General features: G+C 64.6%; 11 protein-coding genes and 1 riboswitch. Of the genes, 3 read left to right on the top strand and 8 right to left on the bottom strand.

Translation table 11 applies throughout. From position 1 onward, the window contains the following. Positions 1-29 precede the first annotated feature (29 nt). The 5 genes from QYS36_RS23180 to ahcY all read right to left on the bottom strand — a co-directional run bounded on the left by QYS36_RS23180 (position 30) and on the right by ahcY (position 6851). Positions 30-1871 (bottom strand): DEAD/DEAH box helicase, encoded by a 1842-nt coding sequence (locus tag QYS36_RS23180; RefSeq protein ID WP_308841712.1) that lies wholly within the window; start codon positions 1869-1871, stop codon positions 30-32. A 246-nt stretch (positions 1872-2117) separates the two neighbouring features. Further along, positions 2118-2864 carry a siderophore-interacting protein gene (locus QYS36_RS23175; RefSeq protein WP_308841711.1) on the bottom strand — a complete coding sequence of 249 codons (747 nt, stop codon included), beginning with the start codon at positions 2862-2864 and terminating at the stop codon, positions 2118-2120. Between the two features lie 64 nt (positions 2865-2928). Next, entirely contained in the window at positions 2929-4302 is a 1374-nt protein-coding gene (gene ppnN, locus QYS36_RS23170; protein ID WP_308841710.1) for a nucleotide 5'-monophosphate nucleosidase PpnN, read from the bottom strand. A 254-nt stretch (positions 4303-4556) separates the two neighbouring features. Then, complete coding sequence (gene metF, locus QYS36_RS23165) at positions 4557-5399, bottom strand: methylenetetrahydrofolate reductase [NAD(P)H] (protein ID WP_308841709.1); 843 nt, start codon at positions 5397-5399, stop codon at positions 4557-4559. Between the two features lie 57 nt (positions 5400-5456). Further along, positions 5457-6851: an adenosylhomocysteinase gene (gene ahcY, locus QYS36_RS23160; protein ID WP_308841708.1), complete on the bottom strand. Its 1395-nt coding sequence runs from the start codon at positions 6849-6851 to the stop codon at positions 5457-5459. An 88-nt stretch (positions 6852-6939) separates the two neighbouring features. Beyond that, positions 6940-7091, bottom strand: a riboswitch (S-adenosyl-L-homocysteine riboswitch). Between the two features lie 268 nt (positions 7092-7359). Between ahcY and QYS36_RS23155 the strand changes: the two genes are divergently transcribed. After that, positions 7360-7749 (top strand): hotdog domain-containing protein, encoded by a 390-nt coding sequence (locus QYS36_RS23155; RefSeq protein ID WP_308841707.1) that lies wholly within the window; start codon positions 7360-7362, stop codon positions 7747-7749. A gap of 17 nt (positions 7750-7766) precedes the next feature. Here the strand turns inward: QYS36_RS23155 and ligB are convergent, their stop codons facing one another. Beyond that, the gene (gene ligB, locus QYS36_RS23150) at positions 7767-9440 is read right to left on the bottom strand and encodes an NAD-dependent DNA ligase LigB (RefSeq protein ID WP_308841706.1); all 1674 of its coding nucleotides are present in this window, start codon (positions 9438-9440) and stop codon (positions 7767-7769) included. Positions 9441-9640: 200 nt separating this feature from the next. Between ligB and QYS36_RS23145 the strand changes: the two genes are divergently transcribed. After that, positions 9641-9967, top strand: coding sequence for a hypothetical protein (locus QYS36_RS23145; protein ID WP_308841705.1), 327 nt, complete (start codon positions 9641-9643; stop codon positions 9965-9967). A 118-nt stretch (positions 9968-10085) separates the two neighbouring features. Here the strand turns inward: QYS36_RS23145 and metK are convergent, their stop codons facing one another. Further along, positions 10086-11276, bottom strand: a complete 1191-nt coding sequence (metK, locus tag QYS36_RS23140; RefSeq protein WP_308841704.1) for a methionine adenosyltransferase — start codon at positions 11274-11276, stop codon at positions 10086-10088. Next, positions 11273-12301, bottom strand: coding sequence for a metalloregulator ArsR/SmtB family transcription factor (locus tag QYS36_RS23135; protein WP_308841703.1), 1029 nt, complete (start codon positions 12299-12301; stop codon positions 11273-11275). Before QYS36_RS23135 ends, metK begins: the two co-directional genes overlap by 4 nt. Positions 12302-12537: 236 nt before the next feature. Between QYS36_RS23135 and tkt the strand changes: the two genes are divergently transcribed. Further along, complete coding sequence (tkt, locus tag QYS36_RS23130) at positions 12538-14538, top strand: transketolase (protein ID WP_308841702.1); 2001 nt, start codon at positions 12538-12540, stop codon at positions 14536-14538. The last annotated feature ends 60 nt before the right edge of the window (positions 14539-14598 follow it).

The raw sequence follows: 14598 nt of genomic DNA, 5'->3' as shown, positions 1-14598 counted from the left end.
GGCCGCAGGCCCGGGTATTCAATCAGCCATCACTCGCTGTCGCGGTTGCGGGTCAGCAGGGCGGGCTTCTCGCCACGTGGGCGGCTGCTTGGCAGCTGATCGAGCTGTTCGGCGGTCGGCAGGCGATCACTGCGCGACGCCTTGTGCATGATGATCGGCTGCTTCTCGGGCGTGTCCCGGCGCGGGCCTTCACGACGTGGCAACTCATCGCGATTCAGCGATGTGGTGACGTTGTCACGTGCGCCACGGCCACGGTTGTCGCCGCCGCGGTTGCGACCGCCGCCTTGACCCTGGCCCTGACGTTTGCCACCGCCATTGGCACCTGCGCCGCCGGTACGCGGGCCTTTGCCCTGGGCACGTGGAGCCTGGCCGCCGGCATTCTGCCCGGCGCCTGGACGGCGGCCACGGCCTTGCGGCTTCTCCTGGGTCGGTACGTAATCAGCGCGGTTACCGAAGTTGTCGATCTCGTCATCGCGGAATTCGTCCGGCGCGCGATCCGGCGGCAGCGCCGGGGCACCTGCAACAGGCGCTGGGCGTGCCTGGCTACGTGGCTGCTGGCCGCGAGCTGGCTTGGCTTTGGCCTGGGGCTGAGTTTTCGCTCGGCCGCCATCCTTGCCTTTGTCGCGGCGGCCGCCATTCTGGCGCTCGCCTTCCGGCTTGGCACCACGCGGCTGGCGCGGCTTCTGCGGCTCGCGCACTTCCGGGCGCTCGGCCTCGACCTTGCTGGCATCGAAGCCCATCAGGTCGCCGTCCGGGATCTTCTGCTTGGTCATCCGCTCGATGCCCTTGAGCAGCTTCTCTTCGTCCGGCGCGACCAGGGAGATCGCCTCACCGCTACGACCGGCACGACCGGTACGGCCGATACGGTGCACGTAATCTTCCTCGACGTTGGGCAGCTCGAAGTTGACCACGTGAGGCAACTGGTCGATGTCCAGGCCGCGGGCGGCGATATCGGTAGCGACCAGGATGCGCACCTTGTTGGCCTTGAAGTCGGCCAGGGCTTTGGTGCGGGCGTTCTGGCTCTTGTTGCCGTGAATCGCCACGGCCGGCAGGCCGTGTTTGTCCAGGTACTCGGCCAGGCGGTTGGCGCCATGCTTGGTACGGGTGAACACCAGCACCTGTTCCCAGGCGCCTGCGGTGATCAGGTGAGCGAGCAGGGCGCGTTTATGGCTGGCAGCCAGGCGGAATGCGCGCTGCTCGATACGTTCGACCGTGGTGTTCGGCGGCGTGACTTCGATGCGCTCCGGATTGTGCAGGAGCTTGCCAGCCAGGTCGGTGATGTCCTTCGAGAAGGTCGCCGAGAACAGCAGGTTCTGACGCTTGGCCGGCAGGCGGGCGAGGACTTTCTTCACATCGTGAATGAAGCCCATGTCGAGCATGCGGTCGGCTTCGTCCAGCACGAGGATTTCCACGTGGGACAGATCGACGCTGCCTTGCCCGGCGAGGTCGAGCAGGCGACCCGGGCAGGCGACCAGGACGTCGACGCCCTTGGCCAGTGCCTGAACCTGCGGGTTCATGCCAACACCACCAAAGATGCAGGTGCTGACGAATTTCAGATCACGGGCATACAGCTTGAAGCTGTCGTGCACCTGGGCGGCCAGCTCGCGAGTGGGGGTGAGCACCAGCACGCGGGGCTGTTTCGGGCCGTGGCGTTGTTCGCGATCCGGGTGACCGTTGGGGAACAGTCGCTCGAGGATCGGCAGCGCGAAACCGCCTGTCTTACCTGTACCCGTCTGGGCTGCAACCATCAGGTCGCGACCTTGCAACGCGGCGGGGATGGCCCGCTGTTGCACCGGAGTGGGCTGGGTGTAGCCGGCGGCTTCGACCGCACGGACTAAAGCCTCGGAGAGACCGAGGGAGGCAAAGGACATGTGAAATCCTGTCTGGTGAGGGCGTGGCCCTATAGGTGTCGTGCCTGGCTTGAATCACGCGTGGGGCGCGCAATCCCGACCGGTACTGCTGACCACTGGGGGCTAGCATCCGGGCGCAAGCCTGGCGGGAAGGCCCGAGTGTAACAGGATTGCAGAGGATCGGCACAACTTGCCGCCGACTGGCACTGCGCTACCTGCGGGCCCGTGTAGTTTTCATGGATCACCAGGGGTACCTGGCAAAACCTCTCAATCGCCCTGGGCGTCGGCATCTTCGCGTTTGACGGCCTTATGCTGATCTTCGCTGCTGCCCAGTTTCCAGTAGCTGGAGATATACAGATCCTGGCGGTCGACCTGGCGCTCCTGCTTGAGGTGCTGGCGCAGCGCGCGCATGCCGCTGAATTCGCAGGCGGCCCAGATGCTCGGGCGGCCCGCGAGCCACTCAAGCTTTCGTACATGATCGACCAGCAGCTGGCTGTTTTCACCCGGGTGCGGGTTGATCAGCCAGTGCAGTTCGATGCCGGCAGGGTGGCGCAGTGGCTGGATATCGCGCTCGTCGATCACCTCGATGATTGCATGGCCTCTGGCGTCGACAGGCATCTGCTCCAGGTTGACGCTGATCGCCGGCAGGGCGGTCATGTCGCCGATCAGCAGAAACCAGTCGGCGCTGTTGTCGACCAGCTTCTTCGGGCCCGGCCCGCCAATCACGATGCTGTCGCCGGGCTTGGCAGCCCTGGCCCATTGCGAGGCCGGGCCGGCATCTTCGTGCAGCACGAAGTCGACGTCGAACTGGTCGGCGCGCTGCTGGCGCACGGTGTAGGTACGCACCAGCTCCTTGTCGCTGCCAGGGGCCGGCAACATCAGCTTGATATAGGCGCTTTGCTGGTCGTCGGGGAAGCTGCCGATCTCCTCGCCACCCAGGGTCACGCGCAGCATGTGCGGCGTGACGAAGTGCGACGAAATGACCTGCAGCGTGCGGGGAGCGGGACGTGCCATGGTGATCTCCAGAGCAGGTAAATGATCGTGCAGCGAGGGCTCGGCGCCCTCGCGCGGGTGCCGCTTAGCTGACCACCCGGTAGCACGGCTCGTAGGCCGAACCGCCCGGCAGCTTCATGCGATGCTGCTCGACGAAGGCCTGCAGCAGGCGATCCAGGGGCTGCATGATGCTCTTGTCGCCGCGCAGCTCGTAGGGGCCGTGTTCTTCGATCAACTGGATGCCGTGGGCCTTGACGTTGCCGGCAACGATGCCGGAGAAGGCGCGGCGCAGGTTGGCGGCCAGCTCGTGGGTGGGCTGCTCGCGGGTCAGGTTGAGGCTCGCCATGGCTTCGTGGGTCGGCTCGAACGGATACTGGAAGCTCTCGTCGATCTTCAACAGCCAGTTGAAGTGGAAGGCGTCGTTGCGCTCGCGGCGGAACTGCTTGACCGCCTTGATACCGGCCGCCATATGGCGCGCCACGGCAGCCGGGTCGTTGGGGATCAGTACGTAGCGGTTCTGCGCCTCGCGGCCCAGGGTGGCGCCGATGAAGTCATGCAGTTGCTGCAGATACGGCTCGGCACTCAGGGGGCCGGTGAGCACCAGCGGGAAGGGCAGCTCGGCGTTGTCCGGGTGCATGAGGATGCCCAGCAGGTAGAGGAACTCCTCCGCCGTACCGGCGCCACCCGGAAAGATGATGATGCCGTGGCCGATGCGCACGAAGGCTTCCAGGCGCTTTTCGATATCCGGCAGGATCACCAGCTCGTTGACGATCGGGTTCGGCGCCTCGGCGGCGATGATGCCCGGCTCGGTCAGGCCCAGGTAGCGGGCGCCGACGATGCGCTGCTTGGCGTGGGAGATGGTCGCGCCCTTCATCGGGCCTTTCATCACGCCCGGGCCGCAGCCGGTGCACACATCCAGGGCACGCAGGCCCAGTTCATGACCGACTTTCTTGGTGTATTTGTATTCTTCGGTGCTGATCGAGTGGCCACCCCAGCACACCACCATCTTCGGCTCGGCGCCGGCGCGCAGGGTGCGGGCGTTGCGCAGCAGGTGGAACACGTAGTCGGTCAGGCCGCTGGAGCTGTCCACGTCGACGCGCTTGTTCTCCAACTCGCTCTGCGTGTAGACGATGTCGCGCAGGGCGCTGAACAGCATCTCCCGGGTGCTGGCGATCATTTCGCCATCGACGAAGGCGTCGGCCGGCGCGTTGATCAGTTCCAGGCGAATGCCGCGATCCTGCTGGTGGATCTTCACTTCGAAGTCCGGGTAGGCCTCGAGGATGGTCTTGGCGTTGTCGCTGTGCGAGCCGGTGTTGAGAATCGCCAGGGCACACTGGCGGAACAGTGCATACACGCTACCCGAGCCGGTTTCGCGCAATTGCTGGACTTCACGCTGGGAGAGGGTTTCCAGGCTGCCCTTGGGCGAGACCGAGGCGTTGATTTTGTGGCGAGTGAGCATGCAGGCATCCCGTGATAACGCGACAACTCGAGCCAATCCTGGCTGATCGCGCGATGAAGAGTTCAGTCCCGGCAAGGCGACCCAAGGTGGTGCGTCCGGGCAATGGCGCTGTACTGTCGACCAGCAAAGGGGGCTCGGTCAACAGGCCACGCAGGTAGGAAACAGGCAGGCCGCGAAAGTTCTCTCTTTCGCGGCGTGGGGTCTGTTGTCATTTCATCGCAAGCCGTGCGTGAAACGTCAACAGACCCCGTCACTCAGCCTTGCAGGTTCTTCCACACCGCCAGGCTGGGGGTGGCCTGGTTGAGGGTGTAGAAGTGCAGGCTCGGGGCACCACCGTCGAGCAGGCGTCGGCACATGTCGGTGATCATCTCTTCACCGAAGCGCTGAATGCTCTGGGTATCGTCGCCGTAGGCCTCCAGCTGCTTGCGTACCCAGCGTGGCAGCTCGGCGCCGCAGGCGTCGGAGAAGCGCGCCAGCTTGCTGTAGTTGGTGATCGGCATGATGCCCGGGATCACCGGGATATCGACGCCCATCCTGCGCACCCGCTCGACGAAGTAGAAGTAACAGTCGGCGTTGAAGAAGTACTGGGTGATCGCGCTGTTGGCGCCAGCCTTGGCCTTGCGCACGAAATTGGCGATATCGTCTTCGAAATTGCGCGCCTGCGGATGCATCTCCGGGTAGGCGGCGACTTCGATGTGGAAATGATCACCGGTTTCCTGGCGAATCAGCTCGACCAGGTCATTGGCGTGGCGCAGCTCGCCGCTGGACATGCCCATGCCCGACGGCAGGTCGCCGCGCAGGGCGACGATGCGGGTGATGCCCTTGCTTTTGTACAGGTTGAGCAGTTCGATCAGCTCGGCCTTGCTGTCGCCCACGCAGGACAGGTGCGGTGCGGTCGGCACCTTCACTTCGCCGTCGAGCTGCAGCACGGTATTGAGCGTACGGTCGCGGGTGGAACCACCGGCGCCATAGGTGCAGGAGAAGAAGTCCGGGTTGTAGCCGGCCAGTTCCCGTGCGGTGTTCAGCAGTTTTTCGTGGCCGGCATCGGTCTTCGTCGGGAAGAACTCGAAACTGACGTTTGCACGTTTCTGAGACATGAGAGTTCCTTGAGGCTGCACACCGCAGGCAGCGAGCCGGCGGCGTGCACGACCCAATCAGTAGCGGTAGCTGTCCGGCTTGAACGGGCCTTCGACCGGAACACCGATGTAATCGGCCTGTGGTTTGGTCAGTTGAGTGACCACCCCACCAAAGCCTTTCACCATTTCCAGGGCGACTTCTTCGTCCAGCTTCTTCGGCAGCACTTCGACGGTCAGGCGCTCGGCCTTCTTCTCGGCGGAGAGGGTGGCGAACTTCTGCTCGAACAGGAAGATCTGCGCCAGCACCTGGTTGGCGAAGGAGCCGTCCATGATGCGGCTCGGGTGACCGGTGGCGTTGCCCAGGTTCACCAGACGGCCTTCGGCCAGCAGGATCAGGTAGTCGTCGTTGCGCGGGTCGAACTGGCCAGCGCCGGTGCGGTGGATCTTGTGCACCTGCGGCTTGACCTCTTCCCAGGCCCAGTTCTTGCGCATGAAGGCAGTGTCGATCTCGTTGTCGAAGTGACCGATGTTGCAGACCACGGCGCGGGCTTTCAGCGCCTTGAGCATACCGGCGTCACAGACGTTGGCGTTGCCGGTGGTGGTGACGATCAGATCGATCTTGCCCAGCAGCGCCTTGTCGATGCAGGCGTCGGTGCCGTCATTGCGGCCGTCGATGTACGGCGAAACCAGTTCGTAGCCGTCCATGCAGGCCTGCATGGCGCAGATCGGGTCGATTTCGGAAACCTTGACGATCATGCCTTCTTGGCGCAGCGAAGCGGCCGAGCCCTTGCCCACGTCGCCATAGCCGATGACCAGCGCCTGCTTGCCCGACAGCAGATGGTCGGTGCCGCGCTTGATGGCGTCGTTGAGGCTGTGACGGCAGCCGTATTTGTTGTCGTTCTTGCTCTTGGTGACCGCGTCGTTGACGTTGATCGCCGGGACTTTCAGGGTGCCGGCCTTGAGCATGTCGAGCAGGCGGTGCACGCCGGTGGTGGTTTCCTCGGTCACGCCGTGGACGTTCTCCAGCACCTGCGGGTACTTGTCGTGCAGGATCTGGGTCAGGTCACCGCCGTCGTCGAGCACCATGTTGGCGTCCCACGGCTTGCCGTCCTTGAGGATGGTCTGCTCGATGCACCACTCGTACTCGGCTTCGGTCTCGCCCTTCCAGGCGAATACCGGGATGCCGGCGGCGGCGATGGCGGCAGCGGCCTGATCCTGGGTCGAGAAGATGTTGCACGACGACCAGCGCACTTCGGCGCCCAGGGCGGTCAGCGTCTCGATCAGCACGCCGGTCTGGATGGTCATGTGGATGCAGCCGAGAATCTTCGCGCCTTTCAGCGGTTGGCTGGCGGCGTACTTGCGACGCAGGCCCATCAGTGCCGGCATCTCGGACTCGGCGATGATCAGCTCGCGACGGCCCCAGTCGGCCAGGGAAATATCGGCGACCTTGTAATCGTTGAAAGCAGCGCTCATGCAGTAACTCTCCGTTAGGTTGTCTGCTGTCGAACGGGCAAAACCCACAGCGCTCGGCTCACGGAGCCTGGCGGTGGTTTGCACGCGGTTCGATTGGGCGCCGTTGATGCGTTTGATAAACGCCCCATCCGAGCCTGACAGGCTGCAAGGCTGATTCGAATCTGCCGCGAGGCATCGTTGGATGCCGGGCTTGGCGACTCGAAACAGATCTTTCAGGCTGCTGCAGCGCCCCTCGGACAGGTGGCGGGAACACCCGGTACTCCCGGTGTTTACAACGGCACGATTATAGCCGCGCCGGCGTGCGAGCCCAAGGCTTTCCATCGCGGCAATGGTTGATTTGCCGCGCATGCTGACGAACCGGGCGGGTGCTTATCCTGAAGCCCGTCAGGAGGGCTGCTGAACCACGCCGGACAGGTTGTGTCGATAACCATTATCGATAGCGCGGTAATGATCCAGTCGCCGATCCTTGCGATCATCGCTGTCGAACCGAACACGCACAGGAGGGCGCATGAACTTTCATACACGCAAATGGGTAAAGCCCGAAGACCTCAACCCCAACGGCACGCTGTTCGGCGGCAGCCTGCTGAAATGGATCGACGAGGAGGCGGCGATCTACGCGATCATTCAGCTGGGCAGCCAGCGCGTGGTGACCAAGCTGATTTCCGAGATCAACTTCGTCGCCTCGGCGCGGCAGAGCGACATCATCGAGTTGGGCATCACCGCCAGCGAGTTCGGCCGCACCTCGATCACCCTGCGTTGTGAGGTGCGCAACAAGATCACCCGCAAGAGCATCCTGACCATCGCCAAGATGGTCTTCGTCAATCTTGGCGAGGACGGCCAGCCAGCGCCCCACGGCAAGACCGAAATCTCCTATATCAAGGACCAGTTCAAGGACTGAGCCGGTTCCAGGTGCGCTTATCGAGCCTGGAAGCCGGCCACCCCGGCCTTGCCCAACTGATCGGCGAGCGCCAGCATTTCCTCGTGCTGGAAGAACGCCTGCAGCTGGGCGGCGCGGGTCGGGCCGATGCCGGGCAGCGCCTGCCAGTCGGCAAGGCTGCGCTGCTGCATTGCCATCCAGTTGTCGGCCGCCAGGTTGGCTGGGTTGATCGGCACGCCCAGCGCCTGCAACCAGTCTGGAAACGGCCGCTGCCGGGCTTCGGCGAAACGTTGGCTCAGGGTCGTGGCGCCGTGTAGGCCAATGCCGGGCACCGCCAGCAGCTGTTCTTCGTCCAGGTGCAGCCAGTCGAGCAGGCCATCGAGCTGCTGCGCCTCCAGCAGTTTCTCCCAGGTGCCGGCACCGATGCCTTGCAGGTTCAGCGCCTGCTTGCCGCTGAGCCAGGTGAGGCGGGCGTGGAACTGGCTGGCGCAACCCGGCGAGGCGCGCAGGCAGCTCAGGGCGTGGTAGTGATCGCGGTGCGGGATGGCCAGGTGTGCGCGGGTTGCGGTGCGCAGTACCACGCTTTGCAGTTGGGGAATGGTTTGCCCGGCCAGGCGAATGGCGACCTGGTCGCCCGGGCCTATATCCAGCTGTTGCCAGCGCTCCAGCGAGCCGACGCTGACCACCCGAATGGTGCGGTCGTCGAGTTTCACCGGTTGCAGGCGCAGCAAGGGTGTTATGCGCCCGGTGCGGCCAACGTTGAAGTCGACCGCCACGACCAGCGCCAGGGCCTCGCTGGCCGGGTACTTCCAGGCTGTCGCCCAATGCGGTGGCTCGGCCCGCCAACGCTCGCCGCCGGGGCGTTGGCCCTGGCGCAGCACCACGCCATCGGTGGCGAAGGGCAGCGGGCTGCGGTACCAGCGTTCTCGCCAGCGACCGGCATCGCTCGGCTTGGCAACGGGCTGGCTATACGTTCGGCTGTCCTGGAAACCCAGTTGCGCCAGGCGATCGAGGCGCCCTTGCATGTCGGCCGGGCCATTGGGCCAGTCCCACACGAACAGGCCGATGCTGGCGGCCTGCTTCTCTTGCAGCGCCTGGCGGGCCAGCAAGCCCGCTACCGTGCTCCGTGCCGCGGCGCTGCCTTCGCTGGCCTGCACATGGCCCGGGCGCTTCAGGTAGAGCTCGCCTTGCAAAATCAGCGTGCCCTGTCTGTGCAGTTGCTTGGGAATGGCGGCGATGTGTGCGGCCTGTGGCGTCCAGTCCTGGCCAGTATTGCCGTCGCCACGGCTGATCACCTGCTGCAGGTGCCCGCCGCGGTAGAGCAGGGTGACTGCCACGCCGTCGACCTTGGGCTGGATCCACAGGTCGTCGCGGCTCGCCATCCATTGCACGACGGCGCGTTCGTCAGCCAGTTTGCGCAGCCCGGTCTGCGCCACCGGGTGGCGGATGGGGCCTTGCGCGCTGCTCAGGGGATTGGCCGTGGGTAATTCGCTGCAGCGTTGCCAGTGCTCAAGGCGAGCGCGGGCCTGGTCATAGAGTGCGTCGCTGACGTGTGAGCGGCCCTGGCGGTGATAGGCCTCGTCCCAGCGGGCGACCTGATCGGCAAGCTCGGCGAGTTGGCGGCTATGGGCTGCTGTCCGCTGTGGGCATTCCTCGGCTTTGGCGTGAGTGGGCAGCAGAACGAAAAGGGCAGCGGCGATCCAGGCTTTCATGGGCGGAGCATCCTTGCTCGGGCATCGAGTTTTTCAGGCTAGTTGCTGATCGGCAAAAAGTGGGTGCTGGCCGACATTTCCTGACGGTGGATGTTTGTTACCGTAAATGTCCGGTGCTAAAGTTCGCGCCCCGCACACCAAACGGATTTGCCCGGCGGCGGGGGTATTGCCGGGCCTCATCTCTGGAGGTCTAGAGTCTCATGCGTATTTCTGTTCTGTTGTGCTCAGCTGCCCTGGTTGCTGCCAGTTCTTTCGCTCATGCGGCCGAAGATACTCAGCTCAAGTGTCAGCAGAAGATGTCGGCCAACGCCGAGAAAATTGCTCAGGTCAAACAGCTGGCTGGCCTGCTTGGCAACCAGCAGGCCAGCGATGCCATCACACAGGTCGAGGGCGGTTGTGATCAGCTCGGCGCCAACGCTGCAGCTTCCAACGAGACCGTGGCGCAAACCCAGGGCGATGGCAAAGCCGAGAACATTGCTGCTGCCGCCGAAACCCTGAAAAGCCTGGGTTCGCTGTTCGGTAAGTGATGTGCCGCCCGCTTAGCGGGCATGAAAAAGCCTCCGTGGGTTCGACGCCCACGGAGGCTTTTTTGCATCTGCCGCCGAGGCAGCCCGAAGAGCTACCCCGTGACGGCTTGCCCAGGATTTACAGGCCGGCAGCGGCGCGCAGGTCGGCGGCCTTGTCGGTCTTTTCCCAGGTGAAGCTGGTGAAGCTGTCGTCGCCGACGGTCAGTTGCTGCGGCTCGCGGCCGAAGTGGCCGTAGGCGGCGGTCGGCTGGTACATCGGGTGCAGCAGATCGAGCATCTTGGTGATGGCGTATGGACGCAGGTCGAATACGTCGCGCACCAGCTTGATGATGGTCTCGTCCGCCACCTTGTTGGTGCCGAAGGTATTGATCGAGATGGAGGTCGGCTGGGCCACGCCGATGGCGTAGGACACCTGGATCTCGCAGCGCTCGGCCAGGCCGGCGGCGACGATGTTCTTGGCCACGTAACGGCCGGCGTAGGCAGCCGAGCGGTCGACCTTGGACGGGTCCTTGCCGGAGAACGCGCCGCCACCATGGCGAGCCATGCCGCCGTAGCTGTCGACGATGATCTTGCGCCCGGTCAGGCCGCAGTCGCCCACCGGGCCGCCGATCACGAAGTTGCCGGTCGGGTTGATGTGGTACTGGGTGTCCTTGTGCAGCAGTTCGGCCGGCAGGCTGTGCTTGATCACCAGCTCCATCACCGCTTCACGCAGGTCGCTCAGCGACACGTCCGGGTTGTGCTGGGTGGACAGCACCACGGCGTCGATGCCGACCACCTTGCCGTTTTCATAGCGGCAGGTGACCTGGGATTTCGCATCCGGACGCAGCCACGGCAGCAGGCCGGACTTGCGCGCTTCGGCCTGGCGCTCGACCAGCGCGTGGGAGAAGCGGATCGGCGCCGGCATCAGCACGTCGGTTTCGTTGCTGGCATAGCCGAACATCAGGCCCTGGTCGCCCGCGCCCTGATCTTCCGGCTTGGCGCGGTCGACGCCCTGGTTGATGTCCGGGGACTGCTTGCCAATGATGTTCATCACGCCACAGGTGGCGCCGTCGAAGCCGACGTCGGAGCTGGTGTAGCCAATGTTGCAGATCACGTCGCGAACGATCTGCTCGAGGTCGACCCAGGCGCTGGTGGTGACTTCGCCGGCGATGATCGCCACGCCGGTCTTGACCAGGGTTTCGACGGCCACGCGGGCGTGCTTGTCTTCGCTGATGATGGCGTCGAGTACGGCATCGGAAATCTGGTCGGCGATCTTGTCCGGGTGCCCTTCGGACACGGACTCGGAGGTAAACAGGGAGTATTCGCTCATCTATCGGTTGTCCTGGCGAGTAGGGGCCTCTCGGCCGCGTGCGTGAGTGGAAGGGTGCGCTGGAAATGCCGCACCTGAATTTGGAAACCATTGCGCAGGCCGACATACAGGCTTTCACCTGGGCTCAGGCCGGCGGCGATTGCCCAGTGGGCGAGATCGTCCTGTTCGAAGCCTAGCCAGAGATCGCCGCAGGCGTCGCGGGCCCAGCTCTGGTCATGGCTGCACAGTTCAGTGATCAGCAGGCTGCCGCCCGGGTTCACTTGTTCGGCCAGCTTGCGCAGGGCCTGGGCCGGTGCGGCGAAATGGTGCAGCACCATGTTCAGTACCACGCAGTCGGCGCCTGGGTAGGCGTCCTGGAGGGCATCGGCCAGGTGCAGTTGTACATTGTCCAGGCCCTCCTGCTGGCAGCGCTGGCGGGCGAGTTCGAGCATCGCCTCGCTGTTGTCCAGGGCGGTCACGCTGGCGAAGCGGCGCGCCAACTCCGGCAGAAAGCCGCCGTCACCAGGGCCGATTTCCAGCGCGCTGGCGTGCGCCGGCAAATCCAGCGAGTCGAGCAGCGCCAGCACGCTGTCGCGGTATTGCGGCAGGCCGGCGATCAGGTCCTGCTGGGCCTGGAAGCGCTCGGCGCTACGGGCGAAGAAGTCGCGGCTGGCAGCGGCACGCTGCTGGTGTACCTGGGCGATACGCTGGCGCACCTCGGCGGGCAGCAGCAGGTTGTCGACTTCCTGCAGCAGCGCGGCATGCAGGGTGCCGCCGGGCCCCTCGGCATGGGCCAGGGCGCGGCGGTAGAAGATCGCGTTGCCTTCGCGGCGCGTCGCCACCAGGCCGGCCTGGGCCAGTACCTTGAGGTGGTGGCTCATGCCCGACTGGCCGATGGCGAAGATCTGCGCCAGCTCCAGCACGCCGAACGAGTCATTGCTCAGGGCGCGCAGAACGTTCAGGCGCAACCCGTCGCCCGCGGCCTTGCACAGGGCGGACAGCAGGTCGGTGGGCTCGAAGTCGAGGGCAGGCGCGCGCTGGGTCATGGGGCGCAGTCTAGTCGGTCATTTTTCAGCCATCAACCGCAATATCAAAAAGTTTTGATATTGCCCTCGCGGTTTTCTCGGCGGCTTTTTGCCGGTCACGGGCGCTGCGCGGATAAAAAGCGCTGCAATATTGCCGCGGAAAGACCATCTGTCATTGCCCCGACGGTGCTCAGTGGGCGAAAATGGGCGCCTTTTTCGTCCAAGCTGCTTCGGCAGCCACCCGCAGGAGATAAGCGATGCCCAGCCGTCGTGAGCGTGCCAATGCCATTCGTGCCCTCAGCATGGATGCTGTGCAAAAAGCCAACAGCGGCCACCCCGGTGCCCCCATGGGCATGGCGGATATCGCCGAAGTGCTGTGGCGCGACTACCTGAAACACAACCCGGCCAACCCGAAATTCGCCGACCGTGACCGCTTCGTGCTGTCCAACGGCCACGGTTCGATGCTGATCTATTCGCTGCTGCACCTGACCGGCTACGACCTGTCGATCGATGACCTGAAGAACTTCCGTCAGCTGCACAGCAAGACCCCGGGCCACCCGGAATACGGCTACGCGCCCGGCGTCGAGACCACCACGGGGCCGCTCGGCCAGGGCATCGCCAACGCCGTGGGCTTCGCCCTGGCGGAAAAGATCATGGCGGCGCAGTTCAACCGTGACGGCCACGCCATCGTCGACCATTACACCTACGCCTTCCTGGGCGACGGTTGCATGATGGAAGGCATCAGCCATGAAGTCTGCTCCCTGGCCGGCACCCTGGGCCTCGGCAAGCTGATCGCCTTCTACGACGACAACGGCATCTCCATCGATGGCGAAGTGCACGGCTGGTTCACCGACGACACCCCGGCGCGCTTCGAAGCCTACGGCTGGCAGGTGATCCGCAACGTCGACGGCCACGATGCCGAAGAAATCAAGATGGCCATCGACACCGCGCGCAAAACCAGCGACCGGCCGACGCTGATCTGCTGCAAGACCATCATCGGCTTCGGCTCGCCGAACAAGCAGGGCAAGGAAGAATCCCACGGCGCCGCCCTGGGCCATGACGAAATCGCCCTGACCCGCGCTGCCCTGAACTGGAACCACGCGCCGTTCGACGTTCCGGCCGACATCTATGCCGAGTGGGATGCCAAGGAAGCCGGTCTGGCTGCCGAAGCCGAGTGGGATCAGCGCTTCGCTGCCTATTCCGCCGCTTACCCGGAGCTGGCCAACGAATTCATCCGCCGCATGGCCGGCGAGCTGCCCGCCGACTTCTCCGCCAAGGCCAGCGAGTTCATTCGCGCCGTCGCCGAGAAAGGCGAAACCATCGCCAGCCGCAAGGCCAGCCAGAACTGCCTGAACGCCTTCGGCCCGCTGCTGCCGGAACTGCTTGGCGGCTCGGCCGACCTGGCCGGTTCCAACCTGACCCTGTGGAAGGGCTGCAAGCCGGTGGTTGCCGAGGATGCCTCGGGCAACTACATGTACTACGGCGTGCGCGAATTCGGCATGAGCGCGATCATGAACGGCGTCGCCCTGCACGGCGGCCTGATTCCCTACGGCGCGACCTTCCTGATGTTCATGGAATACGCCCGCAACGCGGTGCGCATGTCGGCGCTGATGAAGCTGCGCGTGCTCTACGTGTTCACCCACGACTCCATCGGCCTCGGTGAAGACGGCCCGACCCACCAGCCGGTCGAGCAGCTGACCAGCCTGCGCACCACGCCGAACCTGGACACCTGGCGCCCGGCGGACACCGTCGAGGCCGCAGTGGCCTGGAAACATTCGGTCGAGCGCAAGGACGGCCCGAGCGCGCTGATCTTCTCGCGCCAGAACCTGCCGCATAACCTGCGTGACCATGAAACCGAAGCGGCCATCAGCCGTGGCGGTTACGTGCTGAAAGACTGCGCCGGCGAGCCGGAACTGATCCTGATCGCCACCGGTTCGGAAGTCGGCCTGGCCATTCAGGCGGCTGACCAGCTGAGCGAGCAGGGCCGCAAGGTTCGCGTGGTGTCGATGCCGTCGACCAACGTCTTCGACCAGCAGGACGCCGGCTACAAGCAGTCCGTGCTGCCGCTGCAGGTCACCGCGCGGATCGCCATCGAAGCCGCCCACGCCGACTTCTGGTACAAGTACGTCGGCCTCGAAGGTCGGGTGATCGGCATGGAAACCTACGGTGAGTCGGCGCCTGCCGGCCAGCTGTTCGAGCACTTCGGCTTCACCGTCGAGAACATCATCGGCACCGCCGAAGAGCTGCTCGACGCCTGAGTGAGAATGACGCTGTAACAGTGGATCGGGGCGCGCCGCCGACGCGTTTCCAGCCACCGT

This window comes from Pseudomonas sp. G34 (assembly GCF_031119625.1).
GTDB lineage: Bacteria > Pseudomonadota > Gammaproteobacteria > Pseudomonadales > Pseudomonadaceae > Aquipseudomonas.
Note: the sequence above shows the minus strand (reverse complement) of the source record. Positions and strands in the feature narration are given on the sequence as shown.